Source organism: Mesorhizobium sp. B3-1-7 (assembly GCF_006439385.1).
Classification (GTDB): Bacteria; Pseudomonadota; Alphaproteobacteria; order Rhizobiales; family Rhizobiaceae; genus Mesorhizobium.
This window is the reverse complement of record NZ_VFTL01000053.1, coordinates 1-26,961: the sequence shown is the minus strand read 5'-3', so window position 1 is coordinate 26,961 and position 26,961 is coordinate 1. Positions and strand designations below refer to the sequence as shown.

General features: G+C 65.2%; 33 protein-coding genes. 15 read left to right on the top strand and 18 right to left on the bottom strand.

Annotated elements, in window-relative coordinates; genetic code table 11:
* Positions 1-32 precede the first annotated feature (32 nt).
* Together FJ417_RS30770 and FJ417_RS30765 are read left to right on the top strand one after the other, a co-directional pair.
* Positions 33-605 (top strand): histidine phosphatase family protein, encoded by a 573-nt coding sequence (locus FJ417_RS30770; RefSeq protein ID WP_140786039.1) that lies wholly within the window; start codon positions 33-35, stop codon positions 603-605.
* Positions 606-754: 149 nt separating this feature from the next.
* Positions 755-1,027, top strand: coding sequence for a PilZ domain-containing protein (locus FJ417_RS30765; RefSeq protein WP_140786038.1), 273 nt, complete (start codon positions 755-757; stop codon positions 1,025-1,027).
* Between the two features lie 23 nt (positions 1,028-1,050).
* On the opposite strand, the gene FJ417_RS30760 is transcribed toward FJ417_RS30765, so the two are convergent.
* The 3 genes from FJ417_RS30760 to FJ417_RS30750 form a co-directional block, all read right to left on the bottom strand.
* Complete coding sequence (locus tag FJ417_RS30760; RefSeq protein WP_140658450.1) at positions 1,051-1,464, bottom strand: MAPEG family protein; 414 nt, start codon at positions 1,462-1,464, stop codon at positions 1,051-1,053.
* Between the two features lie 61 nt (positions 1,465-1,525).
* Positions 1,526-2,011: an SRPBCC family protein gene (locus FJ417_RS30755; RefSeq protein ID WP_140786037.1), complete on the bottom strand. Its 486-nt coding sequence runs from the start codon at positions 2,009-2,011 to the stop codon at positions 1,526-1,528.
* Complete coding sequence (locus FJ417_RS30750) at positions 2,008-2,325, bottom strand: metalloregulator ArsR/SmtB family transcription factor (RefSeq protein WP_140786036.1); 318 nt, start codon at positions 2,323-2,325, stop codon at positions 2,008-2,010. Before FJ417_RS30750 ends, FJ417_RS30755 begins: the two co-directional genes overlap by 4 nt.
* Before the next feature lie 159 nt (positions 2,326-2,484).
* Here FJ417_RS30750 and FJ417_RS30745 point away from each other — a divergent pair, with 159 nt between their 5' ends.
* Entirely contained in the window at positions 2,485-2,862 is a 378-nt protein-coding gene (locus FJ417_RS30745; RefSeq protein WP_140786035.1) for a hypothetical protein, read from the top strand.
* Here FJ417_RS30745 and FJ417_RS30740 read toward each other — a convergent pair.
* The 6 genes from FJ417_RS30740 to FJ417_RS30715 form a co-directional block, all read right to left on the bottom strand.
* Positions 2,840-3,163 (bottom strand): DUF2934 domain-containing protein, encoded by a 324-nt coding sequence (locus tag FJ417_RS30740; RefSeq protein ID WP_140786034.1) that lies wholly within the window; start codon positions 3,161-3,163, stop codon positions 2,840-2,842. The two genes, FJ417_RS30745 and FJ417_RS30740, sit on opposite strands and share 23 nt — an antisense overlap.
* A 185-nt stretch (positions 3,164-3,348) precedes the next feature.
* On the bottom strand, positions 3,349-4,458 hold the full coding sequence (locus FJ417_RS30735; RefSeq protein WP_140786033.1) for a mandelate racemase/muconate lactonizing enzyme family protein: 1,110 nt from the start codon (positions 4,456-4,458) through the stop codon (positions 3,349-3,351).
* Between the two features lie 55 nt (positions 4,459-4,513).
* On the bottom strand, positions 4,514-6,952 hold the full coding sequence (locus FJ417_RS30730; protein WP_140786032.1) for an FAD-dependent oxidoreductase: 2,439 nt from the start codon (positions 6,950-6,952) through the stop codon (positions 4,514-4,516).
* A 150-nt stretch (positions 6,953-7,102) separates the two neighbouring features.
* Complete coding sequence (locus tag FJ417_RS30725) at positions 7,103-8,101, bottom strand: L,D-transpeptidase (protein WP_140786031.1); 999 nt, start codon at positions 8,099-8,101, stop codon at positions 7,103-7,105.
* 316 nt (positions 8,102-8,417) lie between these two features.
* Positions 8,418-8,645: a hypothetical protein gene (locus FJ417_RS30720; RefSeq protein WP_140644929.1), complete on the bottom strand. Its 228-nt coding sequence runs from the start codon at positions 8,643-8,645 to the stop codon at positions 8,418-8,420.
* 63 nt (positions 8,646-8,708) lie between these two features.
* Positions 8,709-9,596, bottom strand: coding sequence for a transcriptional regulator GcvA (locus tag FJ417_RS30715; RefSeq protein ID WP_140786030.1), 888 nt, complete (start codon positions 9,594-9,596; stop codon positions 8,709-8,711).
* 133 nt (positions 9,597-9,729) lie between these two features.
* Between FJ417_RS30715 and FJ417_RS30710 the strand changes: the two genes are divergently transcribed.
* The 3 genes from FJ417_RS30710 (at position 9,730) to FJ417_RS30700 (ending at position 11,453) form a co-directional block, all read left to right on the top strand.
* Positions 9,730-10,191 carry a VOC family protein gene (locus tag FJ417_RS30710; protein ID WP_140786029.1) on the top strand — a complete coding sequence of 154 codons (462 nt, stop codon included), beginning with the start codon at positions 9,730-9,732 and terminating at the stop codon, positions 10,189-10,191.
* A gap of 31 nt (positions 10,192-10,222) precedes the next feature.
* Complete coding sequence (locus FJ417_RS30705) at positions 10,223-10,954, top strand: SDR family oxidoreductase (protein WP_140786028.1); 732 nt, start codon at positions 10,223-10,225, stop codon at positions 10,952-10,954.
* A gap of 163 nt (positions 10,955-11,117) precedes the next feature.
* Positions 11,118-11,453 (top strand): hypothetical protein, encoded by a 336-nt coding sequence (locus FJ417_RS30700; RefSeq protein ID WP_140786027.1) that lies wholly within the window; start codon positions 11,118-11,120, stop codon positions 11,451-11,453.
* Positions 11,454-11,478: 25 nt separating this feature from the next.
* Here FJ417_RS30700 and FJ417_RS30695 read toward each other — a convergent pair whose 3' ends face one another.
* Together FJ417_RS30695 and FJ417_RS30690 are read right to left on the bottom strand one after the other, a co-directional pair.
* Positions 11,479-12,423: a sulfotransferase gene (locus FJ417_RS30695; RefSeq protein ID WP_181183343.1), complete on the bottom strand. Its 945-nt coding sequence runs from the start codon at positions 12,421-12,423 to the stop codon at positions 11,479-11,481.
* Complete coding sequence (locus FJ417_RS30690) at positions 12,420-13,313, bottom strand: LysR family transcriptional regulator (protein WP_140644923.1); 894 nt, start codon at positions 13,311-13,313, stop codon at positions 12,420-12,422. The genes FJ417_RS30695 and FJ417_RS30690 overlap by 4 nt, the downstream gene beginning before the upstream one ends.
* 178 nt (positions 13,314-13,491) lie before the next feature.
* Between FJ417_RS30690 and FJ417_RS30685 the strand changes: the two genes are divergently transcribed.
* Genes FJ417_RS30685 through FJ417_RS30670 form a run of 4 tightly spaced genes read left to right on the top strand, consistent with a single transcriptional unit; the run spans position 13,492 to position 16,628 of the window.
* Positions 13,492-14,694 (top strand): MFS transporter, encoded by a 1,203-nt coding sequence (locus FJ417_RS30685; RefSeq protein WP_140786051.1) that lies wholly within the window; start codon positions 13,492-13,494, stop codon positions 14,692-14,694.
* Positions 14,691-15,155, top strand: a complete 465-nt coding sequence (locus FJ417_RS30680) for a cyclophilin-like fold protein (RefSeq protein ID WP_140786025.1) — start codon at positions 14,691-14,693, stop codon at positions 15,153-15,155. The genes FJ417_RS30685 and FJ417_RS30680 overlap by 4 nt, the downstream gene beginning before the upstream one ends.
* 19 nt (positions 15,156-15,174) lie before the next feature.
* Complete coding sequence (locus tag FJ417_RS30675; protein ID WP_140786024.1) at positions 15,175-15,570, top strand: cupin domain-containing protein; 396 nt, start codon at positions 15,175-15,177, stop codon at positions 15,568-15,570.
* Between the two features lie 41 nt (positions 15,571-15,611).
* Positions 15,612-16,628 carry a zinc-dependent alcohol dehydrogenase family protein gene (locus FJ417_RS30670; protein WP_140644919.1) on the top strand — a complete coding sequence of 339 codons (1,017 nt, stop codon included), beginning with the start codon at positions 15,612-15,614 and terminating at the stop codon, positions 16,626-16,628.
* A 56-nt stretch (positions 16,629-16,684) separates the two neighbouring features.
* Here FJ417_RS30670 and FJ417_RS30665 read toward each other — a convergent pair whose 3' ends face one another.
* The gene (locus tag FJ417_RS30665) at positions 16,685-17,203 is read right to left on the bottom strand and encodes a hypothetical protein (RefSeq protein ID WP_140786023.1); all 519 of its coding nucleotides are present in this window, start codon (positions 17,201-17,203) and stop codon (positions 16,685-16,687) included.
* Positions 17,204-17,283: 80 nt separating this feature from the next.
* Here FJ417_RS30665 and FJ417_RS30660 point away from each other — a divergent pair, with 80 nt between their 5' ends.
* Together FJ417_RS30660 and FJ417_RS30655 are read left to right on the top strand one after the other, a co-directional pair.
* Entirely contained in the window at positions 17,284-17,814 is a 531-nt protein-coding gene (locus tag FJ417_RS30660) for a cupin (RefSeq protein WP_140786022.1), read from the top strand.
* A gap of 1 nt (position 17,815) precedes the next feature.
* Complete coding sequence (locus FJ417_RS30655; RefSeq protein WP_140786021.1) at positions 17,816-18,427, top strand: dihydrofolate reductase family protein; 612 nt, start codon at positions 17,816-17,818, stop codon at positions 18,425-18,427.
* Positions 18,428-18,449: 22 nt separating this feature from the next.
* Here the strand turns inward: FJ417_RS30655 and FJ417_RS30650 are convergent, their stop codons facing one another.
* The gene (locus FJ417_RS30650) at positions 18,450-18,809 is read right to left on the bottom strand and encodes a hypothetical protein (protein ID WP_140786020.1); all 360 of its coding nucleotides are present in this window, start codon (positions 18,807-18,809) and stop codon (positions 18,450-18,452) included.
* 199 nt (positions 18,810-19,008) lie between these two features.
* On the opposite strand from FJ417_RS30650, the gene FJ417_RS30645 reads away from it, so the two are divergent.
* A complete protein-coding gene (locus FJ417_RS30645; protein ID WP_140786019.1) occupies positions 19,009-19,323 on the top strand; it encodes an EthD family reductase in 315 nt (104 codons plus the stop codon).
* Here the strand turns inward: FJ417_RS30645 and FJ417_RS30640 are convergent.
* The 5 genes from FJ417_RS30640 to FJ417_RS30625 form a co-directional block, all read right to left on the bottom strand.
* On the bottom strand, positions 19,320-19,883 hold the full coding sequence (locus FJ417_RS30640) for a DNA-3-methyladenine glycosylase (RefSeq protein WP_140658495.1): 564 nt from the start codon (positions 19,881-19,883) through the stop codon (positions 19,320-19,322). The two genes, FJ417_RS30645 and FJ417_RS30640, sit on opposite strands and share 4 nt — an antisense overlap.
* A gap of 42 nt (positions 19,884-19,925) precedes the next feature.
* Entirely contained in the window at positions 19,926-21,074 is a 1,149-nt protein-coding gene (locus FJ417_RS30635; RefSeq protein ID WP_140786018.1) for an amidohydrolase, read from the bottom strand.
* 112 nt (positions 21,075-21,186) lie between these two features.
* Positions 21,187-21,567: a GNAT family N-acetyltransferase gene (locus FJ417_RS33385; protein ID WP_281405937.1), complete on the bottom strand. Its 381-nt coding sequence runs from the start codon at positions 21,565-21,567 to the stop codon at positions 21,187-21,189.
* 108 nt (positions 21,568-21,675) lie between these two features.
* Positions 21,676-22,125 carry a hypothetical protein gene (locus tag FJ417_RS33380; protein WP_210240679.1) on the bottom strand — a complete coding sequence of 150 codons (450 nt, stop codon included), beginning with the start codon at positions 22,123-22,125 and terminating at the stop codon, positions 21,676-21,678.
* A gap of 10 nt (positions 22,126-22,135) precedes the next feature.
* Positions 22,136-23,683 (bottom strand): winged helix-turn-helix domain-containing protein, encoded by a 1,548-nt coding sequence (locus FJ417_RS30625; protein ID WP_140786017.1) that lies wholly within the window; start codon positions 23,681-23,683, stop codon positions 22,136-22,138.
* A 184-nt stretch (positions 23,684-23,867) separates the two neighbouring features.
* Here FJ417_RS30625 and FJ417_RS30620 point away from each other — a divergent pair, with 184 nt between their 5' ends.
* Both FJ417_RS30620 and FJ417_RS30615 read left to right on the top strand, forming a co-directional pair.
* The gene (locus FJ417_RS30620; protein ID WP_140786016.1) at positions 23,868-24,635 is read left to right on the top strand and encodes an alpha/beta hydrolase; all 768 of its coding nucleotides are present in this window, start codon (positions 23,868-23,870) and stop codon (positions 24,633-24,635) included.
* 145 nt (positions 24,636-24,780) lie between these two features.
* Positions 24,781-26,763 (top strand): GGDEF domain-containing phosphodiesterase, encoded by a 1,983-nt coding sequence (locus FJ417_RS30615; RefSeq protein WP_140786015.1) that lies wholly within the window; start codon positions 24,781-24,783, stop codon positions 26,761-26,763.
* Positions 26,764-26,961: the final 198 nt, after the last annotated feature.

The window sequence follows — 26,961 nt, the reverse complement described above, 5'->3', positions numbered from 1 at the left end:
GCCGAAATTTCACTGGACCACGGAGTTTTGGGATGCTCGCCCGCCTGACGATGATCGCAAGCGGCGCGACGCAGGCCACGCGCAAGGGGCGTTTTCCGAGTGACGAGGCGCCGGAGCCGCGAGCCTTCGAGCGTGCCGGCGCGCTGGCCGCTTCGCTGCGCCGCGCCGACCGCGTCTGGACAAGTCCGGCGCTTGCCGCGCGGCAGACGGCGGAGGCGCTCGGCCTGGCGGCGACGGTCGAGCCGCTGCTTGGCGAACAGGATTTCGGGCGCTGGGCCGGCAAAGGCTTCGAGGAGGTGCAGGCAGAAGATCCGGAAGGCATGGCGGCCTGGTTCGCCGATGCGGAAGTGGCGCCCCATGGCGGCGAATCGCTTGCCGCCGTCGCCCGGCGCGGCGCCGCGCTGATGGAGCGCCTGGCTTCCGAGAGCGGTCATACCATCGCGCTCACGCACGCCCTGCCGATCCGCGCGGCCATGGTGCATGTTCTGGGCGCGCCGCTTTCCTCGGTCTGGAAGATCGACATCGAGCCGCTGTCGCTCACCGAATTCCGCAGCGACGGCCGCCGCTGGGTGCTGCACACGAGCGGGGTCATCGTCTCTGGTTGAACCCTCTGGGCATGAAAGATCCCGATGAATGCGGTCGGCCTATGAAGCTGCCGTTCCGCGTTTCAGTGATTGCTAACGGAACGGAAACGCCTCGCTGCTATGGTGCTGCCCTGTTGCGAGGAGAGCCTTGCCTGAGGAGCCCGCCGGATATGGCCAATTTTCCCGAGACCGAGCGCCGTCTTCATGCGCGCGAATTCGTGCTCAAGGAAGCCACGATCATCGCCGCCGGCGTCAGGATCGGCTGCTCGGTCAGAAATCAACACGAGCAAGGTGCGGAATTGCGCGTCGGCGCCGATGTGGAGATCCCGGACCGCTTCCTGCTCGAGGTCCCGGCCGACGATACGGTCTATCGCGCTTTGGTGCGGTGGCGGCGCAACGACCGCGTCGGCGTGGCGCTCTACAGCAACGCGCCGAAGGACTGATGCGCGGCCGAAGCGAAAGCTGCTCAGCGAAGCGCCGCCCACCCCGTCACGAGGATGAGAACAAACGTGACCAGCGCGCCAGAGACATAGAGGATCGTCCTGACGCTGCCGCCCTTGGCGGCGTTTCCCCCACGCAGGTAGATGACCATGTGTACGAGGCGTATCGCCAGGTGAACCCAGACAAGCACGGCGAGCGTCACCGGGCCGACACCGACCATCATCGCCAGCATCACGGGCACGACGAAAGGGGCCAGCGCCTCGACCGAATTCATGTGGACGCGGTCGATCCGGTAGAGACGGTTGTCGTCGTCCGCCGGGACGACCGGACCCGAAAGCTTGCCCGCAAATCCCTTGGATGAGCCGGAATAGACCGCCAGCGCCACCGACAGGAGACAGAGCGCAAGCACGCCGAGCGTGCTCAGCCAATAAGCTTCCATTTTCCGCGCTCCTTCCAATGGCTGTCGTGCGGGCCAAGCCCTTCGGTACCGGGTGGTGCTGTCAGGCTGCCCAGGAAAAGAGGTTCTGGAACCGCTGCAGGTAGAGCGGCCAGCCCTGATCGCTGTCGACCCCGCCGCGCACGCTTTCCCAGCCTTGGCCATGCCGCTCGATATGGCGGTGCTCGATTTCGACGCGGGTGCGGTTTTCCGCCTCGGCCGTGAAGCGGACTTCCCACTCGCTTGTGCGGGTGAGGTCGGTTTCGATCTGCCAGCGCGGGCTGATGTCCCAGCTCAGAAGCAGCCGGTTCGGCGGATCGTAGGCCAGCACACGGGCGAAGCGGCACTCTGAGCCATCGACGCCACGGTCGTAGACGTGGCCGCCGACCCGCTGCTCGAAGATCGTTTCCGCGATCGGGACGGCGAGCAGATTGTGCTCGCGCGGTTTGATGCTGCCGAAATCCTCGGTGAACACTTTGAAGGCGCGTGCGATCGGCGCCGCGACGACGACGGAATGTTTCACGGGCGCGGGTGCCGGCTGCTTGATCATGTTTCGTCCTCCGTCGGTTGCTCGACAAGCCGCGCGTAAGCCGCGAGCGTCTTCACCCAGAAGTGGTCGATCTCCGCCCGGAAAGCCGCGAGGCCGTCCGGGTCGATACGGTAGATGCGTTCCTTGCCCGAGCGCGTGTCGGCCACCAGCCCGGCATCCTTGAGAACCTTCAGATGCTGCGAGACCGCCGGCCGCGTCACGGGCAGTGCATTGGCGAGCCCGCTGACCGAGCTGGGGCGGTCGACCAGCAGTTCGAAGATCGTGCGTCGCGTCGGATCGCCGAGCGCTGTCCAGTATTTCGCGTTAGTGGTCACTAACGCGAAAGCTAGGGCGGCGCGTCTGTCCTGTCAACCCGGATGGAGAGTGCCACCCATGCGGCACGCACGTGGTCGACCTTGCCGGCCGCGCCTGGCGAGCGGTTCTGGAGGGGGCCGAAAATGCGATGGTGTCCTATCCGCTGCTGATCGGCGAGGATGGCGGCAACAACGCGCGCAAAGAGCAACTGGCTGGCGAACCGCACCTTCATCGCCGAGGACGGTCAGGGCCGCATCATCGTCGGCTCGACCAAGGAAGCCTTCTTCTCCGTGGATAGGCTGGCGACCTTCCGGCTGAAAGCAGGACTCGACATCAAGACCGCGCTCAATCTCGACGGCGATCCCATCGCCGATCTCAGCGTGCGCTCGGGCAGCTACAGGCTGAAACACTACGCGTGGTGGGAGGCCCAGGTGTCGGAAGGCAAGGTTTCCCTGCCTGCAGGCGCCAAGGAACGTGCCTTGGGGCATGCCTGTCGTGCTCACCGTGGAGCGCAAATAGAGCATCTTCAGCGGGTCAGCGCTGCCGCTTTGCCTTGAGGCTCCGTGCCGCTTGCTCGATCGCCGCGCGGTCGTTGCCCAGCCGGTCGAGCAGTTCCTGCGCCTCGTCGCCGGAAATGCCGGTGCGCATGGCAAGCGCCTCGACCGTCAGCACATCCGCGCTGTCGATCTCGCGCGTTTCGGGCAGCGCATCGCCTGCCGTCAGCGGCATGGCGGCCTCGCGGTCGATCTCCAACTCCGCCTGATGCCAGTGCCGTTCGTGATTGCCAAGGATGCCGCCCTCGCGTTGAAAGATCTCATAGGCCCGTTGCCTGATCTTCTCGGTCCGATCGTCGTCCATCGCCGTTCCTCCTTGCGTGTCACAAGAACGCGGGACATGGCGGAACGATCCGTGGCATCGCGAAGGTGATCGGCTGATGCGCGCAGCCGGTCGAAACGCCCGGCCTGAAGTGACAATCGCGTAGGGCTGAGCCCCGACATTCGTGGCTTGGCGCTTGGCCGCTCAGATTGGTTGTGCGCGTCCGCTTACGGCCCATATATCGCCACAGGCTTGCCGAACATGCCGGGCTCCGGTTTCACGCCCAGCCCCGGCCGTTGTGATACGGCGATGTGACCTTGCTTGATGACGACCGGGTGCTTCACGTCGAAATGGCCCTTGATGTATTCCTGCGCGATCCAGGCGCCTTCCATGCGGCGCGGCTCGACCGTGGCGGCCAGATGCACGCAGGCCGCCGCGATGATGTCGCCGCCCCAGGCGTCGTCGCAGCTGTGCGGCAGCGAGCGGATGGCGCAGAGGTCGCGCACCGTCGTCATCTTGGTGAGGCCGCCAAGGCGCGTCACCTTGAAGCCGAAGCCGTCGGCGATGCCGAGCGAGATGGCCCTCAGCACGGCGTTCTGGTCCTCGGTGCTTTCGTCGAGATAGACCGGATGCGTCACGCGGCCCTTCAGCGTCGCGACCTCGTCCATCGTGTTGCAGGGCTGTTCGAAGACGAAGGGGATTTGCTGGCAGAGCCGGTCGAGGTGGATCGCGGCGGCGACCGTCAGGCCTCGGTTGGCGTCGACAGCTAGCCGAGCCTTGTAGCCGACCGCTTCCCAGACCTTGTGGACGACGGCCACGTCCTCTTCCAAGTTGCGCCCGCCGATCTTGACCTGCAGCCGCGGATAGCCGGCCTTCACCTTGTCGGCGGCGATCCGCGCCGTCTCGTCCGGCGCCCCGACGATCAGCGAATAATAGGCCGGCACGCGGTCGGTCAGCGCGCCGCCCAAAAGCGTCGAGACCGGCACGCCGAGCTTCTGGCCGAGCAGGTCGAGGAACGCCATATCGAACGCGGCCTTGGCGTAGCCGTGCCCGCTAAGCCGCTCGTCCATCTGTTTCGCCAGCTGCCTGATCGAGGCGACCTCCGAGCCGATCAGGCCCGGCGCGATTTCGGCCATCGCGGCGCGGGCGCCAAGCGCATGATGCGGTTGGTAGACCGGGCCGATCGGACAGGTCTCGCCCCAGCCGGCGAAACCATCATCGGTGACGATTTCGACCAGTGTGGAGTCGAGCGCCTCCACGTCGGCGCTGGCCATCCGGTAGACACCGCCTTTAACCGGCAGTTGCGCCGAATAGACGTTGATGCGGTCGATACGCATACGGGCTTCCCTCCGAAGGACACGTCGGCAGCGGGGCCTTTGCAGGCCCCGCCTATTACATCCGCGCCTTGGCCGAGGTCGGGTCGTAAGGCGAATCCGCGATCACTTCGGCGGCCCTCCATTCGCCCAGGATCGCGACGTCAAGCTTCGTGCCGGGTTTGGAAAAACGCTCGGGCAGCAGCGCCAGCGCCACGTCATGCCCGAGCGCGTAGCCATAGCCTCCCGACGTAATGCGCCCGACCAGCGCGCCGTCGCTGTAGAGTCCTTCATTGGCAAGGGAGCTTGCGCCTTCGGTGTCGATCCTGAGCGTCACCGAGCGGCGCTGGTCGTTGCGTTCCTTGTATTTCAGCACCGCGTCGCGCCCGACGAAGTCGCCCTTGTCGAGGCGGATGAAACGCTCCAGCCCGCTCTCCAGCGCGTTGAGCTCGGGATTCATGTCGCGGTACATGGCGCGATAGGATTTCTCGAGCCTGAGCGACTCCAGCGCATGCAGCCCGACCAGCCGCATGCCGTGCTTCTCGCCTTGCTTCAGGATCGCGTCGAGCAATTGACGCTGATAGGGCAGGGGGTGGTAGAGTTCCCAGCCCAGCTCGCCTTCATAATTGACGCGCAGCAGCCGCACGTCGCTGGCCAGAGCCACATTGCCGGTCTTGACGCCGAACCACGGAAAACTTTCGTTGGAAAGGTCGATCTCGGTGAGAGGTTGCAGCACGTCTCGCGCCTTCGGCCCGACGACCGTGAAACAGCCGCGATCGTTGGTGACGTTTGTCAGCTTCACGCTGCCATCGGTGGGAAGCAGTTTTGTGAGGTCGTCGAAATTCCAGCGCTCGGCGCGCGGCGTCGAGATCAGGTAGAACAGGTCATCGCCCAGGCGCGCCACCATATATTCCGCCTGCACGCCGCCGCTCGCCGTGAGCTGATGCGCCAGCGTCACCTTGCCGACCGCCGGCAGGCGGTTGGCGATGATCCCGTCCAGCCAGGCGGCCGCGCCTCGTCCCGACACTTCGAACTTGGTCATCGGCGTCATCTCGACCAGGCCGACGGCGTTGCGCACCGCGAGCACTTCCTCGCCGACGAGGTTGCCCTTCGGCGTCCAGCGCCAGCTATACTGGTCCTTGGCCTCGACGCCGTCGCGCGCGAACCAGTTGGGCATCTCCCAGCCATTGAGCACGCCCCAGACGGCGCCGAGCTCGGTCAGCCTGTCATAGGAGGGCGCGGTCTTTTGCGGCCGCGCGGCGGGCATGTCCTGTCCGGGATATTTCTGCTCGGCATGTGTGCCCCAGGCCTCGCGCACCTTTTCGCGCGTCCAAGCCTTGTTGGCGTAATCGCTGAAGCGGCGTGGGTCGAGGTCGGAGACATCGAGGCTGTTGCCGCCCTCGACGATCCGCTCCGACAGATAATAGCCGATCGTGCCACCCCACAGGATGCCACCGGGCACGCCCTCGGCCAGCCACACATTGGGCAGGCCCCAGGCCGGCCCCATCAAGGGCAGCTCGTCCGCCGTCATCTGGAAGGGGCCGCGCACATTGGCCTTGATGCCGACGCGTCCAAGCGCCGGGACGAGCTGCAGCGCCTGTTCCCAGTTCCACGACACCGCGTCGAAATCCTCTTCCAGCAGGTCGGCGCCGAACCAGGCGGGAACGCCATCCTCGGCGAAGAGCTTGAGGTGCTCGGTGCGCTCGTAAGGCCCGAACATGAAGCCGTCGCCTTCCTCGCGCAGATAGCCCTCGAAACCTTCGTCGCGCAAGATCGGCATTTCGGGCCGGCCCGCGCGCTTGCGCTCCACAACCTCCGGCACGGCTTCGGTGATCCAGTATTGATGCAGGATCGGGATCGCCGGGATGTCGAGGCCGAGCAGCGCGCCGGTCTGGCGCGCGTAATTGCCGGTGGCGCAAATCAAATGCTCGCAGGTGATGTCGCCCTTGTTGGTCTGCACCACCCACTCGCCGCTGGCCGTCCGCTTGAAGCCGGTCACCTCGGTGTTGAGATAGACCTTGGCGCCGAGATCGCGCGCGCCCTTGGCCATGGCATGCGTCACGTCGGCCGGCGCGATATGGCCGTCGTCGGGATGATAGAGCGCGCCGAGCATTTGCGTGTTGTCGAGCAGCGGCCAAAGCTTGCGGGCTTCGTCCGGCGTCAGCAGCTGCGCCCGCATGTTCTGCACCTCGGCGACGCTCATATAGCTCTTGTATTCGTCGAGGCGGTCCCTCGAATTGGCGATGCGCAGCTGTCCGCATTTGTGCCAGCCGACCGGCTGCCCGGTCTCAGCCTCCAGCCCCTCATAGATCTCGATGGTCTTGTTTATCATCCGCCCGACATTGATGTTGCGGGCGTAGGAGGGGATCAGACCGGCCGCATGCCAGGTCGAGCCGGCGGTAAGCTGCGTGCGCTCCAGCAGCGCCACATCGGTCCAGCCGCGCTTCGCCAGGCCATAAAGGATACCGGCGCCGACGCATCCGCCGCCGACGATCACCACCCGCGCATGTGTCTGCATCAAACCACCGAAACCATGTCATTGTTGAACGAGCGCCGCCGAAGCTACAGGCGGGGAAAGCCCGTGTAACGTCTTCAAAAACTGGGGGTCATGATAAGCTGGATTTATGCAACAGGTTACAGCGTGGCGGCCTCGCAACCCGCCGGCATTTCACTTTGCTTGCCCGTCTTGCGCCGTCTCCTGTTCGAAGTCGACTTTGGTGCCGGGCTTGACCATGGCGGCGAGGTCTTCGGCATCCCAGTTGGTCAGCCGGATGCAGCCATGCGAGAAGGTCGTGCCGATCTTGCTGGGATCGGGCGTGCCGTGGATGCCGTAGCTTTCGATCGTGAGATCGATCCAGACGACCCCGACCGGATTGTTCGGTCCCGCGGCGATGGTGAAGGGCCGCTTGCTCCTCACTCCCTTGAAGGCGAACTTCGGATTGTAATGGTAGGCCGGATTGTGGACGACGCGCTTGACCTCCGCCGCGCCGCTCGGGGCCGGCTTTTCCTCGCTGCCGATCGAGGCGGGATAGACCGCAAGCGCCTTGCCTGACGCATCGAGCGCGCGCACCTGGCGGGCGCCCTTGTCGACCTCGACGCTGGCGACGGTCGCGGGAGGGTCGCCGCGGCCGATATCAGGCACCACCAGCGTGGTGTCGGCCTTCCTGAAACCGATTTTTGGATTGAGCAGCCTCAGCAACTGTTCGCTGACATGGAAGCGCTCCGCCAGTTTTTCCCGCGCGTTGCGATAGCCGAGCCGCTTCAGATGCGCCATCCGCTCCATGCGGGCGGGGATGCGCCTGGTGAACGGCCCGCGCACATCCTTGGCCGTGATCTCGTAGTTTATCAACACCGGGCCGGCGAAAGTCGCTGTGAGCTTGTCCCAGGTCTCCCGGGTGAGCTTGCCGTCGGAGGGCAGTCCATTCGCCGCCTGGAAGGCCGCGACGGCCTTGGAAAAATTGTCGGAAAGGCGGCCGTCGATCAGGCCGGGAGAGAAGCGGGCGCGATCAAGCAGGATCTGCGCCCTGAGCACCATCGGATCGACGCCCTTCGGCTCGCCCTCGCTGAATTGCGCCTGGTTGACAGCGGCGAGGTCGAGCTTGGCTGCCAGCGTCCCGCCGCACGCGAGCGCGAGCGCCAACGCAACGACACCAAGCAGCCTGACCATCGACGTCACTCCAGGATCGCGACAAGAGCCTGTCTCTATGACGCGGCACGGCCGATGTGGTTCCTGTCGCGGGGAGTCGCACGAAGATCATCGCGAGTGTGCGCTTTCTCCCATAGACATTTGAATTTTAAGCTGGAAACCAGTTCCCATGAACGCAAAGAACTGGCATTATCGTGCCAGGGCCTGCGCATTTTCTGATTCCATGGCCCCTCGTGCTGGTAACCGACGGCTCCCCAACGCCCCCCGCCCATGCCGTCGGTTGCCCTGTTGGGCGCTTTCCGGTCTGAGCCCCACGGGCTCCGTCAGCTGCGGCTGGTCATCGGCTGGAATTGAGCTTCTGGATGCGCCCCTTATCCAGCCGGAATACGCCGTCCGTGCCGCCTTGGATCTCGAAATCGGTTTGAAGCTCATCCCATGAGCCGAGATATTTGCCGCACTCGGCGCAATGGATCGCCGTTTCGGGTTGAGCATCGGCCGGAATTTGCAAACGGATGGTGCCGCAAAACGGGCATTCCAGTTTGTGGTCCAGATACTCGCCAGCCATGGTTGTGCAACATCGCGCAATCGGCACGTCTTCGCAAGGCTGGGATTTTGGCAAGCCTTTGCTTCAGCCCGGCCCGATCTCCTCAAACAGCCAATCGCGAAACGCCTTCACCTTGCGCTGGCGAATCGCCTCCGGCGGGTAGACGAGGTAAAAGCTGGAGACCGCTTTCAGCGCATGGTCGAACGGCCGCACCAGCCGGCCGGTGGCGAGATCGGCGGAAACCAGCATGGTGCGGCCGAGCACCACGCCTTCGCCCTGCACCGCCGACTCCACCGCGAAGGTGGCGGAGTCGAAGGTGAGGCCGCTGTTCGGGTCGATGCCCTCGACGCCGGCGCTGGCAAGCCACGCCGCCCAGTCGATGCGGTAGCCGTCGCGGATCAGCGTGTGGTGTCTGAGGTCCTGCGGCGTCCTGAGCGGATGCGGACCCTCCAAGAGCTTCGGGCTGCAGACGGGAAAGACCTCCTCGCCGGTGAGGAATTCCGACGTCAGCCCGTGATAATGCCCGCCGCCATAACGGATAGCGACGTCGATGCCGTCGCCGCGGAAATTGGTCAGCTTGCCGGTGGTCGAGACGCGCACGTCGATGTCGCCATGCGCGCGGTGGAAACGGTAGAGCCTCGGCACCAGCCATTTGCCGGCGAAGCCGTCCGAGGTGCTGACATTCAGCGTCGAACCCGAATGGCGCGAGGTCGCCGTCTGCGTCGCCAGCGCGAGCTGGTCGAGCGTCTCGCGCACGGCAGCCGCATAAGGCTCGCCGACCGGGGTGAGCCGCACCGAGCGCGTGGCGCGTTCGAAGAGCTGCACGCCGAGCTGCTCCTCCAGATGTTTTATTGCCCGGCTGACGGCGCCATGCGTGAGATTGAGCTCGTCCGCGGCCCTGGAAAAATTCAGGTGCCTGGCGGCAGCCTCGAAGGCCGGGAGGGCATTGAGCGGCGGCAGTCTGCGGGTCATGGCCAGATCGATTTGTGAGTGTTGGTAACAAATCCTTGCCAAACTTTGGTTTGTCCGTCGAGCTTTTTCCAGCCAAAAATCCTCACAGAATTTGTGATCAACACTCACTTCAGATCAAACCTGCGAGGACACCATGGCCACCGTTCACCCCTTCCTCTGGTTCAACCTGGACGCCGAAGCCGCGCGCGACTTCTATCTGTCCGTTTTCAGGAACAGCCGCGCGCTGCAGAGCATCGAGTTCACCGACAAGCCGCACGCGATCTTCGACTTCGAACTGGAAGGCCAGCGCTTTACCGCTTTGAATGCCGGCGGCGTGCCGCCCTTCAACGAGCGCATCTCGCTCTACATCGAGACGAAGGACCAGGCCGAGACCGACTATTTCTGGAGCGCGCTGACTGCCGACGGCGGCTCGGAGCAGCCCTGCGGCTGGCTGAAGGACAAATTCGGCGTCTACTGGCAGGTCATTCCCAGCGAAGCCCTGCGGCTGATGAACGACCCGGATCGCGCAAAGGCCGACCGGGCTCGGCAGGCGATGTATTCGATGAAGAAGATCATCCTCGCCGATATCGCGGCCGCCCACGCCGGCCGCGCCTGAACATCCCATAATTGAAGAACGGAGAAGACCTATGGCCAGTCTCACGGGAAAGAAGCTCATTGTCGTCGGTGGCAGCTCCGGCATCGGTTTCGGCGTCGCGGCCGCGGCGTTGGAAAACGGCGCCGAAGTCGTGATCGTCGGCCGCTCGGCGCAAAAACTGAAGACCGCCGAAAAGCGGCTCGGCGGGGCAGGGCGCGTGACTGGCATCGCCGCCGACATGGCCGATGAGGCCGAGGTGTCCGGCTTGTTCGAGGCAGCCGGCGCCTTCGATCATCTGGTGGCGACGGCCGGCACGCCACCGCCGAATGATCCGATCGGCGAGACCGACATGGATTTCGTACGTGGCTTCGTCGACGGCAAGCTGATCGGCGCGGTGATGCTGGCCAAGCATGCCGTGCGCACGCTGAACAAAGGCGGCTCGATGATCTTCACTTCCGGCATAAACAAGGACCGCCCGCCGGTCCCGGGCGGCTCGGTGGTCTCGGCGGTCGCCGGCTCTTTCAGCTATTTCGCCCGCGCGCTGGCGCTGGAGCTCGCGCCGACCCGCGTCAACATCGTCTCGCCCGGCTGGGTCGATACCGAAATGTGGGACGAGATCGTCGGCGAGGCCAAGTCAGGTTATTTCGAGCAGATGGGCGCGCGTATCCCGGCGGGAAAGATCGCCAAACCCGCCGACATCGCGCCCGCCTATCTCTATCTGATGCAGAACGAATTCATGACCGGCGAGACCGTCCACATCGACGGCGGGCAGCGGCTGGTGTGAGCGGGCAGGGCCGGACCTCTGTCTGAGGATCCGGCCTCATCCATCGCCGCCGCAAGGGCCGGGCGTCGCTTTCCAGGCCTTCGCCGGGCAATGGCGTTTCCGGCGGAACGCCAATATAGATGACGCTTGAATGAGCAGTGCCTCCGCTTCGTCGAGGAATGCCATGCGAAGGGTCATCGTCACCACAGCCATGTGGATTGGCGCCGCGACAGGCGCCAACACCCATGACTGGTACGAAAACAAGGTCGACCCGGTAACGAACTTCAAATGCTGTGGCGGCACGGATTGCCGCCCCATACCGGAGTCTGCCGTGCAATCCAGGTCCGACGGCGGCTATGTCTATCTTCCCGAAGGTTTCAGCATCCCACGAGAGCGCGTGCAGGAATCGCCGGACGGCCGCTACCATATCTGCGAGAACCATTACGTCATAACCAACCAGCCCTATCTGCGCTGCTTCTTCGCGCCGCGGCTCAAGGTCTCGCGGCTGCTCCCGCGCTGATCAAACGGTCGCTCCTCGACTACGCTTAGGTCTGGTGATCGGCATCAGCCGAATGCTCGGCCTGCGCGTATCCGAAATAGTCCATGATTTCCCGCGCTTCGCCGGCGTCGAAACGGCAAGCCACTTCCGTCGGCAGCCTGGATCGCCAGCCGCCCCTATAATCGGTGATCGGCTGGTTCACCTGGGCGTGCCGGCGAGCGGAATGCGCCGTGCGAACCGCCTTTTCCCGCCCCCATACAACAGGCTGCTTGTGATAGTTCAGAATGCCCGGATCGAAGGCCACGCCGATGAAGCGGCACAGCCGTTCGATGGAAAGAGCCGGCGATTCGATGAAGTCCTCATAGCGCCACAGGATGCTTTCACCCTTTTCGACGCGAAGCATCGAGGCCTTGCTGTCGGCGATCCATCTTTGGAAGGCCTTGTCGAAATCGCCCTCGTAACGCTGCCCGAGCGACGCCACGACATCCCTGCCGTCGCGCGTGACGACGATAAAGCGCGCGCCCGGGATCGTCTCGGTGATCTGCCTTGTATAGTGGATATGGTTCGGAGTCTTTTCGACCCAGACGCTGCGGCGTGAAATGGCCGCCTGCAATAAGACCAGGCTTAGCTTGGTCCATCGCGCTCCACTGTTGGAGACAAAAGCGCTTGTCTCGCGTCGAATGGCGAAGACATCCGGATGGGCAGCCAGTATCCGGGCGAGCAAGGTCGATCCCGTATGCCCACAACCGCAAATGAATATAGAAACCTTGGGCTTCGGAAGAAGCCGCACCACACCCCTGTGCACGATTTTATTCTCCCCCGGAAATTTTAATGAACCTTCTTCTTCCGGAGATTGCAACGGGAAATGCTTATATGCGGTCGGCGACGAACAGATAATTGCCGCTGACGACAGTGATCTGGAGGGCCGGGGCAAGCGCCGGGCGTCCGGCTGGTCCAGCCGGCGGAAACGACCAAGACGTTCTGCCGTCAAACGCGGTGCCGAAGCGCCGCGACGACCACCGCCATCGCCGGCGAGAGCTGTCGCCGGCTTGGGTAATAGAGGTGGTAGCCTGGAAAGGGCAGGCTCCAGTCGTCGAGCACGAGCCTCAGCCGGCCCTCGGCCACATGCTGGCTGACGAGGTCTTCCGGAACATAGGCTATGCCGTATCCGTTCAGCGCGGCGTCGACCATGGGGATGGTCGTGTTGAAGGTAAGTTGGCCCTCCACCCGCACCCTGAGCTCGCGGCCCTTTTTCTCGAACTCCCAGGCATAGAGCCCGCCGAATGTCGTCTGCCGCAGGCAGATACAGTCATGCGCGACCAGGTCCTGCGGTGCTTTCGGGATGGGACGGCGCGAAAAATAGTCCGGTGAAGCCACCGCCACCAGCCGCCAGTCGGCGCCGATGCGCACCGCGATCATGTCCTTGTCGACGTTCTCGCCGAGCCGCACGCCGGCGTCGAAGCGCTCCTCGACGATGTTGCGCATGCCGTTGTCGCTGTAGAGCTCGACGCGCAGGTCGGGATAGTCGCGCAGCATCGGCTGCAGCTTCGGCCAGACAACCATCCGCAGCGCATGGTCCGACAGTGTGATACGCACCGTGCCGGCGGGCCTGTCGCGGAAGGCGACCAGGCTCGACAGGTCGGACTCGATGCCTTCGAACCGCGGGACGAGCGACTGGTAGAGCCGCTCGCCTGCTTCCGTGGGCGCTACGCTGCGCGTCGTGCGGGTCAGCAGCCGCACGCCGAGCCGCGCCTCCAATTGCTTGATGGTATGGCTGAGCGTCGATTGCGACGTCCCGAGCTCGGCCGCCGCCCTGGTAAAGCTGCGCTCCCTGGCCACCGTCAGGAACCACAGCAAATCCTTCAGATCCTCGCGCTGCATGGGCACCATCCCGGCTCGGCCGCTCGTTCAAGCTGTGGCGGTTCGTGGCCACCACTCGTCAATTCATATCAAGAATGGATAAGTTCATGCAGATTGCAATGGCTAATCCGGATAGTGCCCGATGATCTATATAGCCGCCAGCGAAATGACTGGAGGGCTCGACGGCGAGCCGCGGCACATGGATACGACCTACGACAGCCAATTGGCGAAAGCCCAAGTGGGGAAAGCGCCCAGCGCCTGGGGAGCGGTGACATGTCTGTCGCTGCTCACGTTCGTGCTGGTGGCGTCGGAGTTCATGCCGATCAGCCTGCTCACCCCCATTGCCAATGAGCTAGCCATCTCCGAGGGGCAGGCCGGCCAGGCGATCTCCGTCTCCGGCTTCTTCGCGGTCCTCGCCAGCCTGTTCGGCAATGCGCTCTTGTCGCGGCTGGACCGGCGGACCGTCATTGTCCTCTACACGGCCATCCTCGTGGTCTCCGGCCTGGCGATCACCTTTGCGCCGAACTATCTCGTCTTCATGCTCGGCCGGGCCCTGATCGGCGTGTCGATCGGCGGCTTCTGGTCCTTGTCCACCGCTATCCTGGCCCGCATCGTGCCTGGCGCCGACCTGCCCAGGGCGATCGCCATGCTGCAGGGCGGAACGGCCTTCGCCTCGGTGATCGCGGCGCCGCTCGGAAGTTTTCTCGGCGGCCTGATCGGCTGGCGCGGCGCCTTCTTCATCGTCGTTCCGATCGGCCTCCTCGCGATCGTCTGGCAGCTTGCCGTCCTGCCGAAAATGCCCGCGGGTGAGCAGGCTTCGGTCGGCAAAATGCTGGGCCTGCTCGGCAATCGCATCTTCGCCATCGGCATGGCGGCAACCACGCTCGCCTTCATGGGCCAGTTTGCGCTCTCCACCTATCTGCGCCCCTTCCTCGAAAACGTCACCGGCCTCGAGGTGAATACGCTGTCGCTGGTGCTGCTTGGGCTGGGGCTTGCGGGCCTGGCCGGCACGTCGGCGGTCGGGTTCCTGCTCCGCTCGCATCTCGCGGCCGTGCTGGTCGGCTTGCCGACGGTTCTGGCGCTCATCGCGTTGTTGTTGATCGCGCTCGGTCCGTTCGCCATCGCGACCGCCGCCCTGCTTATTGCCTGGGGCCTGTTCACCACGCCGATTCCCGTCGCCTGGAACACCTGGATGACCCGGGTGATCCCGCACGATCTCGAGGCGGGCGGCGGGCTGCAAGTCGCGCTGATCCAGTTCGCCATCACCTTCGGCGCCTTCGCTGGCGGGCTGCTGTTCGATGCCGCCGGCTGGTGGAGCCCCTTCGCGCTCGGCGCCGTGCTGCTTCTCGGTTCGGCGCTGCTTGCCGCCGCGGCGACAGCGCGCGGGAGCAGCCATCGATGACGCGACAACCGGTCAGCCGGCGAACGCTGCTCTGCGCCGCGCTTGCAACCGTGGTCATGCCGCGGCCGGCCAACAGCCAACAGGGCAGGGACCCGGCCAACCAGGAGCCGACCGACATGAGGATCAGGATGATGTTCGATGGCCAGACCATGACCGCCACGCTCTACGACAATCCTTCTGCGCGGGACTTCTTCCCGATACTGCCGCTGGATCTCAAGATCGAGGACTACGCGCACAATGAGAAGATCGCCTACCTGCCGCGCAAGCTGACCGGGGAGGGCAGCGGTCCATTTGGCAACGAGCAGCCCTACGATCTTTGCTATTTCATGCCCTGGGGCAATCTGGCGATGTTTTACGCCGATTATCGCCATCCCGGGCTGATCAGGCTCGGCCGCTTCGACGAGGGCCAGGAGGCCTTGCACGGTCGCGGCGCTTTCCCTCTTCACATCGAACGCATTTGACGACGTAAAGGAGATTACCATGGACATTCTTCGCGCAGGCACGCGGCCTTCCGGCAAGGGTCCGGCAAGTTGGTTCACCGGCACCGTGCGGATCGATCCGCTCTTCAATCCCTTCGACGCCGAGCGGGTGCAAGGCGCGCAGGTGACTTTCGAGCCCGGCGCCCGCACCGCCTGGCACACGCATCCGCTCGGGCAGACGCTGATCGTCGTTTCCGGCCTCGGCCGCGTGCAGCGCAAGGGCGGCCCGGTCGAGGAGATCCGGCCGGGCGACATCGTCTGGTTCGCGCCTGGCGAAAAACACTGGCATGGCGCGTCCCCTGCAACCGCCATGACCCACATCGCCCTCCAGGAGGTCAAGGACGGCAAGGTCGTCGACTGGCTGGAACACGTCAGCGACGCCGATTACGGCGCCTGAGCTTCCTGCCCGACCTGTCTGATTGAACGAAAGGAAAGCAAGTGCTCGCAACCGTTCTTCACAAGCCTGGCGACATCCGCTGCGAGGAAGTCGCCGATCCGAAAATCCTGCGCCCGACGGACGCCATCATCAAGCTCTCGGCCAGTTGCATCTGCGGCTCGGACCTGTGGCCCTATCGCGGGTTGCAGCCGGTCGACGGCCCGCAGCACATGGGTCATGAGTATTGCGGCATCGTGGTCGAGGTGGGCAGCGAGGTGCGCAATGTCCGTCCCGGCCAGTTCGTCGTCGGCTCCTTCTGCCTCTCCGACAACACCTGCCCGCATTGCCGCTTCGGCTTCCAGTCCTCCTGTGAGCAGCGCGAGTTCATGAGCGGCGCCCAGGCGCCTTACGCCCGCGTGCCGCTGGCCGACGGGACGCTGGTGGCGACTTCCGAGGTTCCGCCGGCCGAGCTTATCCCTGACTTGCTGGCCGTGTCGGACGTGCTCGGCACCGGCTGGTACGCGGCCGATGCGGCCGAGGTGCGCGAAGGATCGACGGTGGTCGTCGTCGGCGACGGCGCGGTCGGCCTGATGGGCGTGCTCGCGGCCAGGGAGATGGGCGCCGAGCGCATCATCGCCATGAGCCGCCATGCAAGCCGCCAGAAACTCGCGCGCGAATTCGGCGCCACCGACATCGTGGCCGAGCGCGGTGAGGAAGGCATTGCGCGCATCAAGGAGCTGACCAGGGGCGTCGGCGCGGATTCGGTGCTGGAATGCGTCGGCACGGGAGAATCCTTCGACCAGGCGCTGGCCTGCTCGCGGCCCGGCGGCACGATCGGTTATGTCGGCGTGCCGCATGGCGTGAGCTTCGACGGCCAGCGCCTGTTCTTCGGCCAGAAGCGCATGCTGGGCGGCCCGGCGCCGGTGCGCCGCTTCCTGCCCGACCTGATGGAGCGCGTGCTGCAAGGCCGCATCAAGCCCGGCAAGGTCTTCGACCTCAAGCTGCCGCTGGCCGAGGTGGCGGAAGGCTACCGCGCGATGGACGAGCGCCGCGCCGTCAAGGTCATGCTCGAGGTCTAGGTTTCGCCGGCACGTGGCCGCGAGCCCTCGGCAGTCGGGCCGAGGACCCGCGCATGTCAGTGCCGGGGCACTTCGGCCCACAGTTTGGTGGCAAAGCCGCGCTTGTCGAGCACCCATGGCTGGCCGGTGATCACCGCCTTGCCAGCCGCGCATTTGTAGGCATAGACGGCGTCGTGTCCCGTCGCGAAAGCCGGCACGACGTCGCCATTCGGGTTGGTCCTGCAGAACTCGTCCGCGCCGGGATTGTCGCGCGCGGCGTTCATCTTCGCGCAGGGCAGGTTGGCGCCGACGAAGCAGGCCAGCAGCTTGCCGTTCATGCAGCGATAGTTGGCTTGCGTCGCAAGCTCCGATTCCTGCGGCGCGCTCTTGGCCTCCGGAAACAGCTTCTTGAATGCCTTGACGGTGCCGGCGTGAAGCGCGTGCGAATAGGGGCGGACCGTGTCGTCGTTCTTCACCTGGCGGCAGAGCTTGTGGAGGTCCTGCGCAGCCGCCGCCGTGGCGTTGCCGGCGGCAGCGGCGGTAAAGGCAAGTGCCGATGCAAAAAGGCCGATTGCCGAAAGACGAAACGCAGCCATTGTGACCTCCTCGGACTGGCCGGAGCAAAACCCGCGGAAAACCGTTAGATCCGATTAAGACCATGCAGGAAGCCGCAAGGATGGCACAATCTGTCAACAAACAGGAACCTCTCGCCTTCCACTTTGCCGATGACGGGCTGGTGCCCAACCATCCGCGCTGGCCGATGCTCGTCTATCCCGGCGCGGTGCAACTGCCGAATGACGCCGATCCGGCGGCCGTCTTTGAGGATATTTTTGGCGCCAATGGCTGGGGCGACAGCTGGCGAGACGGCATCTACGGCTTCGTCCACTATCATTCGCGCATCCACGAGGTGCTGGGCATCGCGCGCGGCGCCGCCGAGGTCCGCTTCGGCGGCGATAAAGGCAAGGTGTTGGAGGTGAGGGCGGGCGACGTGGTGGTGCTGCCGGCCGGCACCGGCCACCAGCGCCTGTCCGCCTCGGCCGATCTTCTGGTAGTCGGCGCGTATCCGCCCTTCGGCACCTATGATTTGTGCCGGAGCCCGGAGCAGCACGCCGAGGCGCTGCGCACGATCCCGAAGGTCGGCCGGCCGGACAAGGATCCGGTCCATGGCGGCGACGGGCCGCTGCTGAAAGCATGGAGCGAAGGCTGAAATGGCAAGGATCGTCGCCATCGAGCATCTGACGCTGGACGGTGTCTTCCAGGCGCCGGCGCGCGCCGATGAAGACACGCGCAACGGTTTTGCGCATGGCGGCTGGGGCATTGCGGGCAGCGACCCGCAGATGCAGGAGGTCATCGGACGCGTCACGGCCGGCGGCTGGTCGCTGCTTGCCGGCCGGACGACCTATGAGGATCTTCACGAAGCCTGGGCTGTCCGTCAGCCGGCCAATCCGATGACCAGGGCGCTGACCGGCGCGCAGAAATTCGTCGCCTCGCATGACGCCGGCTACGAACCGCGCTGGGAGAATTCGACGCTGCTTGCCGGCGATGCCGGGGAGCCCGTGCGCGCGCTCAAGCAAGGCCACGACAAGGTGTTGATTATGTTCGGCAGCGGCAAGCTGCTGCGCGCGCTGATGCGACACGGGCTGATCGATGAGCTGGTGCTGATGGTCCACCCTCTGGTGCTGGGCACAGGCTCGCGCCTTTTCGAGCCGGGTCAGGCGACCTCTATGCTGAAGCTGTCCAACCAGGTGTCGACCGCGACGGGGGTGGCGATCCTCACCTACGCGTTCGACGGGGAGGGCGCGGCGGAGCGGCCGCGGTAGAAACCGGGCCGCAGCCCACCGCCTACGGATAATGCGTCTTCTTCGGCGCGTAGGTCGACGGATCGAAATCCAGGGCCTTCGGCAGCGGCTGGCTCGAGCACTGCAGATGGATCTGGCGGGCGAGCAGCCGTCGCTGCTGCTGCTCGTGCTCCTTGGCGGCCGCGACGAGCCCCATGCTGTAGGGGCCAACCAGCACGCCGAAGCCCCAGCCAGGGTTCTGCTTCTCGCGGGTGGCGTAATCCGAGGCCGCCTTGCGGGCCTGCTGGCATTCCGGCGACGCCCATTTCGGATCCTGCTGGGGAAGCGAGGCGCCATAGTCGACTGGGGAGGATACACACCCAGCCGCTGCCGCGCTCAGCGCGACGATCACCGCAATTCTCATCGTTTGAGTCTCTGCTAATTAGGGCGAAGACTACACGGAGCGCGTCTTCGCACAAGCGAGACGGCTCGAAAGCGGATGGAAGGACCGAGAGCCGCATCGTCGCACTTCGAGCCCGGTTCCCGGATTCTTTTCAACGCCCCGTTCCATTTCCACCCGCCATTTCGTCCTTGGTTCGTCCACCGCAAAAAGGAGAACCGCAATGGCTGGAATGATCGTCATCTACAAGCAGCCGGCGGACGCGCAGGCGTTCGACAAGCATTATTTCGAGACGCACATACCGCTTGCCAAGAAAATTCCGGGTCTCAGGAAATACGAGGTCAGCCGCGGGCCTATCACGGTGCTGGCCGGACCACCCGACGTCTACCTGATCGGGATGCTGCATTTCGACGATCTCGACGCCATGAAGAAGGGTTTCGCGAGCCCGGAAGGAAAAGCGGCGGGCGCTGATCGCCGGCTTTACGCACCTGACGAGTCGGGCGTTCAGATGTTCATTTTCGACAGCAGGGAAGTTTAGAACCTGCGGCTGAGATAGGCCGATCCGCCGAGGCCAAAGCGCCACTCGGCTTCCACGCCTTTGGTCAGGCCGATCCGGCGACCGGCAAGGATCGCGGCCGGGTCGGCTTCGGAACGGGCGAACTCGAAAGGTGGCGCGGTCAGCGGCAGGCGGTTGTGCGAGCCGTCGATGCCCAGCGCCTGGCAAAGCTTGCCGGGACCTGAGCAGAGCAGCCGCTCGTCATCCATTCCGCGCCGCGCGCGCATGGCGGCGATACCGGATTGCGGTTGGATGGCGCGGATCAGCACCGCGCTGCCCGGCAGGCACACCGCGTTCAGGCACCAATGCAGTCCATAGGAGCGGTACACGTAAGCGGTGCCGGGCACGCCATACATCGGCGCGTTGCGCGGCGTGCGGCCGCGAAAGCTGTGCGAGGCGGGGTCGTCGGGCCGGTACGCCTCGGTTTCGACGACGATGCCGCCGACGCCACTGAGCTCGAGCCGCGCGCCGATCAGCGCGCGTGCCACGACAACCGCGTCGCGGGCGAAGAAGTCGGCGGCGGAGCCAGCACTAAATGGCATGGTGATTGACGTCGATCGGGCAGGCCATCTTTGGCGCGCCGCTCAACCCAAAAGGTTGCGCGCCGTGCGCATGAAGATCCGCGAGCCGATCGGGATGAGATCGTCGGGGAAATCATAGTCGGGATTGTGCAGCGAGGGGGTGCGCTCGCCGGCGCCGAGGAAGAACATCGCCGACCTCGCATTGTGGCCGAAAATACCGAAATCCTCCGAGGCGCGCATCGGCAGCGCCTCTTCGCTGCGCGCGATGCCTTCCTCGTCGAGCGCGCGGTTGAGATGCTCCACCGCGTCCGGCGCATTGACGCTGGCGACGAAGATCTCGTGATAGTCGAAACGCACGGCAAGGCCGTGCCTGGCGGCGATTTTTGCCGCAAGCGCTTCCGCGGCGGCGACCTGCTCGGCCATGCGCTCGTCGCGGCGGGTACGCAGCGTCGCCCACACTTCCGCATAGCCGGGCGCGATGCCGAACACGGCTTCGCCCATCGCGCAATGGGTGACGGTCACCATGCCGAAATCCTCATCAGTGAAGGTCCCGCGCCCGAGCGCTGGGAGCGCCGGCATCAGCTCGCTCACCGCCGGCATCGGCGAGGTGCCGGTTTCCGGCATCGAGGAATGCGCGGTCTTGCCCTCGAGCACGATGCGCATGCCGCGCGAGGCGCAGTTGACGGTGCCGGCCTTCAGCCGCGCCTCGCCGAACGGCACGCCCGGCAGGTTGTGCAACGAAAACGCGAAATCAGGCTGAATCTCGCCGAAGCGCGGATCGGCGACAACGCCGGCCGCGCCGTTGCCGGTTTCCTCGGCCGGCTGGAACATCAAAACCACGCGGCCGCGTGCCGGCCTTTCGCGCCCGAATTGACGGCCGAGCGCCGCCAGGATCGCGGTGTGCCCGTCATGGCCGCACATATGCGACTTGCCTGGCACCTGCGAGGCATGCGCGACGCCCGAAAGCTCCTCGATCGGCAGCGCGTCGAGCTCCGATCGGAACAGCACCGTCGGCCCGGTCTGTCCGCTGTCATAGACCGCCGCCACCCCATGGCCACCGAGCCCCGCCAGCACCTTGTCCGGCCTCGTATCGGCGAGGAAGGCGACGACCTCGCTCGCCGTCTTCTCCTCCTCGTTCGAGATTTCCGGCTGCCGATGCAGCTTGCGCCGCCATTCGGTCAGCTCGACGATGTCTCGATTGGTGAGGGTCATGGGTTGGGGCTCCGATTGGCTTGCCGGTCACACAAACACGATAGGGTTTTTCCCGCGCCGTGCCATGTCGATCAATTCCGATGGTCCATCGGCCTTCGCAAAATCAATGCCGCTATCCGACCACCTTCACCTGCGGCAGGTCGCGGCTGATCGGGCGGAAGCCGACGCCGTAATACATGTACCGGGCGGCCGGATCCGCCGGGGCGCCGCGGCAGGCGACCAACATGCGCGTGGCGCCCGCGGCTTTCGCCAGCCGCATGCCGTGCAATTGCAAGGCGGTGCCCAGTCCGCGCCGGCGAAAATCGCGATGCGTGCCGACCGGTTCGAATTCGGCGGTCCGCGTCGTCTCGTCCAGCCAGATGATCGCGGTGGCGGCCAGCGTGCCGTCGGGCGCGGCGATGAGCACATGCAGGTCGCCCCGGTACGGCCAGGTCCGCCGCACGCGCTCGAACGCCGCCCTCGCTGAAGCGCGACGCGTGCCAGGCCCGGCGATGCGCCTCTACCGCGTCGGTCGGCGGCACGTCGTTCGCGTTCAGGAACCGGCGCCTTCGGGCAGCGCTGGATCGGGCACATCGGTCAATTCCCGCGTGTTGAACTGCACCTAGGATACGTCATCCGCGCCGGCTTCCGCATCGAAGGCATAGCCATGCGCGGCGACAATCCGCTGCGCCTCGATGTCGGCGGATTGCACCTTCAGCAGCTGGTCGACATCGCCGGCGACCTCATCGTACCAGTCTAGGATTTCACCGAGCAGCGCGGCGCGGTGCGGATGCGTCTGCCAGATCAGATTGGCGGTCTCGACCTCGTGCACCGCGCCGTCGCCGCGCGGCACCCGATGGGGCAGGCAGGCCCATCCCCATGCCGCCAGCCGCCCATCCACGAACCACAGCCGATGCCGCCAGAAGGGGCTGAGCGCATCGAAATCCTTGGCCCAGACCCAGGCCAATTCGCCGATTGTCGCATCGCCGTTAAGCAGTTCCGGCCGCAGCGCCGTCACGTCCTGGGCGAGGCCCTGCATCAGCCTGAGCTCGGTCGGGCCAAGAGTGTCCATGCTCCACCGTTTATTCCGGCAGCCCCGCGAGCCGCAGCGCGTCGGTCACCTCATCGATAATCCCAGGCGCAATCCCGACGGCCGCCGTCCAGCCGCTGATCGTGAAATGCGTATCGAGCGCCATCAGCCGCCTGGCGGAGGCCTTTGCCTCCTCGATCCGCCCGACCCTGGCCAGCGGCGCCGCTAGCCAGCCATGCAGGATGCTGAAGCCCGGGGTCATCTCTACCGCGCGGCGGCCGGCAATGATGGCTTGTTCATGCCGGCCAGACAGAAAATTGCCGAAGCCGATAATGCCTTGCGGCACGCAGCTCATGGCGTCGAGCGGCGAGAGCCGCATCGCCTGCTCGCACCAGGCGATGGCGCGTGCCGCATCGCCGCCATAGGCCACCGGCACGCAGCCGAAGGCATAGACGAAGGCGCAGGAGGCGCTGAGCAAAAGCGCCGCGGCAAACGCCTCGTCGGCAAGCCTGCGGTCATGCTCGACCAGACCGATGGTGAAGCCGGCCAAGGCCAGCGCCATGGCGTCGCCCGACCCATGTTCGATCGCCGCATGAGCGTGGCGGGCCGCCCTGTCGCGATGCTCTGCTTTGAGACCGCCGCGGATGAACAGGGTCTGGTGTGCCCACGCGGCAAAGCCGTGGGCGAGTGCGTAGGTCGGCTCGATGGCCAGAGCCTGGTCGAGCAGCGGCAGGCCCTTGGCCGCACCTTGCGGCATGAAAGTGTAGACGGCGGGGAGCGCCCGTAGCAGAAGGTCGTAGGCATCGAGACTGTTGGGCCGCTGGCGCTTGACGCGTTCGATCTCGGCCCGGCGCAGGTTGGGCTCGATCGCCGCCACCACGGAGATGGTGATCTCGTCCTGCAGCGCGAACACGTCGGTGAGGTCGCGATCGTATCGCTCGGCCCACAGATGGCTGCCGTCCTCGGCATCGATGAGCTGTCCGGTGATGCGCACGCGGTTGCCCACCTTGCGCACCGACCCTTCCAGCACATAAAGCACGCCGAGCTCGCGCCCGACCTGCTTCACGTCCACAGCGCGGCCCTTGTAGGTGAAGCTCGAATTCCGCGCGATGACGAACAGCCAGCGGATACGCGACAGACCGGTGATGATGTCCTCGACCATGCCGTCGGCGAAATAATCCTGTTCCGGATCGCCGCTCATGTTCTGGAAGGGCAGCACGGCGATCGACGGGCGGGCGGAAGGCTCGGGGCAGGGCGGCTCCTCTGCCGAAGGGAGCGGCTGCGCACCGCCTTCCTCGCGCACGCTGCCGACGAAGCGAAAGCCGCGGCGCAGGATGGTTCGGACGAGCCGCTGCTGCTCGCCGCTGTCCTGGAGGGCATTGCGGGCAGCGTTGACGCGGCTGGCCAAAGTCGCGTCGGAAACGATGCGGCCCTGCCACACGGCGTCGACCAGGTCGTCCTTGCTCACCACCCGGTCGCGGTTGCGGATCAGATATTGCAGAAGATCGAACACTTGCGGCTCGACGGCGATCAGGTCGCTGCCGCGGCGCAATTCGCGCCGGTCGCCGTCCAGTGCAAAGTCCTCGAAATAATACGCCAAAATCAATTGCTCCGGGCCGCGCCGTGAATATGGGGACACTCTAATCGCGTCGGGCACGCAAAATCAAAGCGATCTCAAGGGAAAATCAAGAAGTCCTGAAGGCCGCCTGAAAGCGAGCCCGGCCGCGCCGTCGCATAGTCCTCTTGCAAGCAACGCAAACAACTTTGAAACAGGAGAACTCAAAATGTCGACCACCGCAGCAATCATCGCTTCCGCCGCGCTCGCTCTCGGCGCAACCGCATCGGCAACCTTCGCGGCCAAGGCCGAGCCAGCGAAATCCGTCGTCCTCGTCCATGGCGGCTTCGTCGACGGCTCGGGCTGGGACGGCGTCTACCAGCAGCTGAAGAAGGACGGCTACGACGTCACCATCGTCCAGAACCCGACCACCTCCTTGGCCGACGACGTCACCGTCACCAGGCGCGCCATCGCCGCCGCCAAGGGCGACGTCATCCTGGTCGGCCATTCCTATGGCGGCGTCGTGGTGTCGGAAGCCGGCACCGATCCCAAGGTGAAGGGCGTCGTCTATATCGCCGCCTTCGCGCCGGACGCCGGCGAGTCGGTCTCCTCGCTGATCGCCAACCCGCCTGCTGGCGCTCCGGTGCCCCCGATCCTGCCGCCCGTCGACGGCTTCCTGATGCTGGACAAGGCGAAGTTCGCCGCCTCCTTCGCCGCCGACGTCAAGCCCGAACTCGCGTCCTTCATGGCCGACTCGCAGGTTCCGTGGGGTGTGGCGGCGCTCGAAGGCAAGGTCACTCAGCCGGCCTGGAAGGTGAAGCCGTCATGGTACCTCGTCGCCACCGACGACCACATGATCCCGCCGCCGGCGCAGCGCCAGATGGCCAGCCGCGCCAAGGCGACGACGGTGGAAGTGGCCGGCAGCCACGCCGTCTACGTCTCCAACCCCAAGGCCGTCGCCGACCTTATCGAAAAGGCCGCCGCCGCGAAAAACTGAAACCGCTTTATCCTTGCGAACAGCCCGGACGCCTGGCGGCGCCCGGGCTTTCCGGCTGCCGCGCCGGCCCCTGATCGAGAAATGCACCGTAAACCGCTGAAATCCTTAACACGATTTTCATTCCGCTCGCCTAACCACTATGGCCATGACAGGGCATGATGAGCGGCTGGTTGCAGGTCTCTCCTCTGAGGGACGCAGCGAAGCCGTGGAAGCAGGCATCCTGCGCGACCAGCTTGCGGATCTGAGCAAGTGCGTCTTCATCTCGATGCCCATAGGCACGGTGCTCTCGGCCCTGATCCTGGCGGTGCAGCTCTTGTCGGGCGGCGGCCTTGCCGCGGTGCTGTGGTTTATCGCGATCGCCTTGATCAATGGCGCGCGTGTGGTGCTTGCCGCTGTTCAGTCGGATGCTGCCGACGACAGGCCGGAGGCGGTGGGTGCGCGGCTTTCCCTCTATGGCCTGCTGGCGCTGGCGTCGGGCGTCGCCTGGTCTTTCCTGGCGCTGCTCAGCGACGGATACACCACGCCGCAGGCGCCGCTCTATCTGATCGTGCTTGCCGGCACCTCGGCCGGTTCGGTCACTTATGGAACCTCCTACGTGCCGGCTTCGATCAACTTCATCGTGCTGCCGCTTCTCACCGCCGCCGGCTGCGTGTTCGCGCAAGGCGGCGTCGAAAATGGCGTGCTCGCCTTCACGATCCTGCTTTTTCTCGGCGGCATGATCAGGAGCGCGCTGCTCGGACAGTCCCGTTTCCGCGAGACCAGCCGCCTCAAATACGAGGCACGCGAATTCGCCGCCGAGATGGAGCGCAATTCCAGGCGGGACCCGCTGACCAACCTTCTCAACCGCTACGGGCTGGAGCAGGCGATCGCCAAGCTCGGGCTTTCCGACGGCCCGTTCGTCGCCATGCTGATCGACCTCGACGGCTTCAAATCCGTCAACGACACCTATGGCCACAACATTGGCGACGACCTTTTGGTCAAGGTGGCGCGCCGGATCGAGGACCACGCCCCGCGGGGTGCTACGATCGCGCGCATCGGCGGCGACGAGTTCGTGCTGCTTTTCTCCGCCGACAGGTGTCCGCAGCAGGCCGGCGAGCTTGCGTCGGCCATCATCGCGGCCATCGCCAATCCGGATCCGGAGCTGAATTCGGTGCGCGTCGGCGCCTCGATCGGCATCTATCAGGCGGAAAAGCCGCGTCTGACGGAAATGCTGCTCAAGGCCGATTTCGCGCTCTACGCGGCCAAGCGCGGCGGCAGGAACGAATATTGCCTGTTCGACGCGGGGCTCGACGCCGCGCTGGAACGCAAGAACCGCATCGAGCGCGACCTGCGCGGCGCGATCGAGGCAGGCCGGCTCTGCTCCTGGTTCCAGCCGCTGGTGCGGCTCGATAGCAGCGCGGTCGTCGGCTTCGAGGCGCTGCTGCGCTGGCATCATGACGTCCATGGCGCCATCTCGCCGCCCGAGATCGTCACCGCCGCGCGCGAAACCGGCCTGCTTTCGCTTCTTACCGAGACGGTGTTCCTCAACTGCTGCGCCATGATCGGCGAACTCGTGAAACAGGGGCGCCGCGATGTTCGGGTCGCGATGAACCTTTCGCCGCGCGAGCTCGAGGCCGGCAATGTCGACGACATGATCCTTACCGGCCTGCGGGCGAACAATGTGCCCGCCGCGATGCTCGAGATCGAGATCACCGAAGAGGCGCCGGTCGACCGCGACCGGGTCGACGAAAAGGTCGGGCACCTGGCGGATGCCGGCATATCGATCGTGCTCGACGATTTCGGCACCGGCTTCTCGACCCTGGTGTCGCTGAAGGACAGCCGCATCCGCAAGATCAAGATCGACAAGGATTTCGTCCGCGACCTGGCGAAATCCGTGGAAGACCAGGCGCTCGTCGAGGCGGTCATCGCCCTTGGCCGGACACTTGGGATAGAGGTGATGGCCGAGGGCGTCGAGACCGACGCCGACCGCATGATCCTGCGCTCGCTGGGCTGCATGATCGCGCAGGGCTATCTGTTTTCGGCGGCACTGCCGATGCGCGACGCGCTGGCCTTCGACGCCGCCGGCAAATCGGCCGCGGAAGCTCATTTCGAGCCGCAGAGCAATCCCCGCAGCGGCAACGCCGCCTGATCGGTCGCTCGCCCGTGACCCACCAGGCAAGCAGCCTCGAAAGGGTAGGGTTGCCGTGAGGCGCGGCACTCGGAGCGGCGGAGCGCTCCGAGGGTGTGACGGGCGTGACTGATCGACCTGAGCTTGATTGCCACGTGGTTCCCCCAATCCGTCGCTGCTTCGCAGCGCCACCTTTCCCCCCTCCGGAGGGAAAGGAAG